The following is a 1,859-nucleotide window of genomic DNA, read 5'->3' on the forward strand; positions in this document are numbered from 1 at the left end:
ACCGGGGCCGGCACCTCCGGGCGCTCCAGCAGCTCGGGGGCGGGGGACTGGTGCAGCACGGTGGTGAAGCCGCGCTCGGCCGCACCGGCCAGGAAGACCCGCTGCGCGCGGGCCGCGCCGTCCAGGGGGCCGCCCTCCAGGGGCGAGACGGAGTCGACGGCCATCAGATCGGTCAGCCACCGCACGTCGGCGGCGCTCAGACCGGTGCCGGCGGTGGCCGTCCGGGTCGACTCAGCCATGGTGACTCTCCTTCCAGTACAGGGGGTTGTGCTCGGTGTCGACACCGAGCAGGGCGGCCAGGCGGCGGGCGTAGGCGCGGTACCCGTCGGCGAGCGCGGCCGGGTCACCGGCCACGCCGAGGTGCGGGATGTGCGCGAGGTGGGGTTCGAGGCTGTAGTGGCCGCGGTAGCCGTGCTCCTCCAGCAGGCGCACGCACTCGGCCACCTCCGCCGTGCCCTCGCCCGGCAGGGTGAACTCGGCGGTGCCGTCGGGCCGGACCACGCCGTCCTTGATGTGCACGTGCTCCACCCAGGGCAGCACCTGCCGCAGGAACGACACCGAGTCGTAGCCGTAGGCGAGGCCGTTGCCGGTGTCGAACAGCAGCCGCAGCCGGGAGCTGCCGACCTCCTCCAGCATCCGCAGGGTGTGCGCGGCGCTCCGGCCGCCCCAGCCCTGGCAGTTCTCGTGCAGCAGGGTGACGCCCAGGCGTTCGGCCTCGCGGGCCAGCAGCCGCATCCGGCGCAGCGCCTCGCGCCGCCACTCGCGCTCCGGGCGCCCGTCGTTGGGGTACGACATCACCCGCAGCCGGTCGCAGCCCAGCAGCGCCGCAGCCCGGGCGGAACGCTCCAGGACCGCAAGTTCGCTGTTGACGTCGGTGGCCACGGTGGTGGACCAGGAGCCGACCGGGGTGTCCACGACGGGCACCCGCAGCCCGGTGACGATGGTGCGCCGGGCGACGTCCGCGACGTCTCCGGGGGCCAGTTCGTGCAGGCCGAACCCGTCCACGGTGCGCAGCTCGATGACTTCCATGCCGAGCTCGTGGTGGATGGCCAGCTGGCCGGTCAGGTCGGGGGCGGCCTCGTCGCCGATGCCGCACAGCCGGTCGGGGGTGATGCGCGGGCCGTTCGGCACGCCCATCACGCTCACCTCCCCGCCGCGTAGAAGCGCTGCACGGCGGTGACCACGCGCTCGGCCGCGCCCGGCGCCATGTCCGGGTGCAGCGGCAGGGCGAGGGCCTCCCGGGAGAGCCGCTCGGCGACCGGGAAGTCGCCCTCGCGGTGGCCGAGATGGGCGAAGGCGGGCTGCAGGTGGAGGGGGCGCGGGTAGTACACGGCCGTCTCGATGCCCTCCCCCGCCAGGTGGGCGCGCAGCGCCTCGCGCTCCTGGGCGCGCACCACGTACGTGTAGACGGCGCGCCCGGCGAAACCGGCCGCCGGGGGCAGCAGCGCGGGCGCCAGCGGGCGCAGTCCCTCCTCGTAGATCTCGGCGATCGCGCGCCGCCGCCGCAGGAGCTCGTCCAGGTGCGGCAGCTTGCGCAGCAGGAACCCGGCGGTCAGCTCGTCCATCCGGCAGTTGAAGCCGAGCAGCTCGTGGTAGAAGCGCTTGCCGGCGGGCTGGCCGTGGTTGCGCAGCATGCGGGCGGTGGTGGCGAGCCCGTCGTCGTCGGTGACGATCATGCCGCCGTCCCCGATGCCGCCGGCGGGCTTGGCCGGGAAGAAGGAGTACACCCCGGCGACGCCGTGCCGGCCGGCGGGCCGCCCGTCGACCTCGGCGCCCAGGGCGACGGCGCTGTCCTCCACCACGTGCAGTCCGTGCCGGGCGGCCAGCGCGGTCAGGTCGGCCATCCGCGGCGAGTCGGC

Annotated in this window: 2 protein-coding genes and 1 pseudogene; all 3 read right to left on the reverse strand. The window is 75.2% G+C overall.

The window, feature by feature from the left end:
• Positions 1-239, reverse strand: a pseudogene (locus HW445_RS29275) (peptidase M20); the annotation flags it as partial.
• Positions 232-1,137, reverse strand: a complete 906-nt coding sequence (locus HW445_RS29280; protein ID WP_180223847.1) for a sugar phosphate isomerase/epimerase — start codon at positions 1,135-1,137, stop codon at positions 232-234. The gene HW445_RS29280 and the pseudogene HW445_RS29275, both read right to left, overlap by 8 nt.
• A gap of 5 nt (positions 1,138-1,142) precedes the next feature.
• On the reverse strand, positions 1,143-1,859 hold a 717-nt coding region (locus HW445_RS29285; protein ID WP_180223848.1), incomplete at its 5' end, for a DegT/DnrJ/EryC1/StrS aminotransferase family protein.

The sequence above is a fragment of the Streptomyces sp. UH6 genome (assembly GCF_013421635.1).
GTDB lineage: Bacteria > Actinomycetota > Actinomycetes > Streptomycetales > Streptomycetaceae > Streptomyces > Streptomyces abyssomicinicus.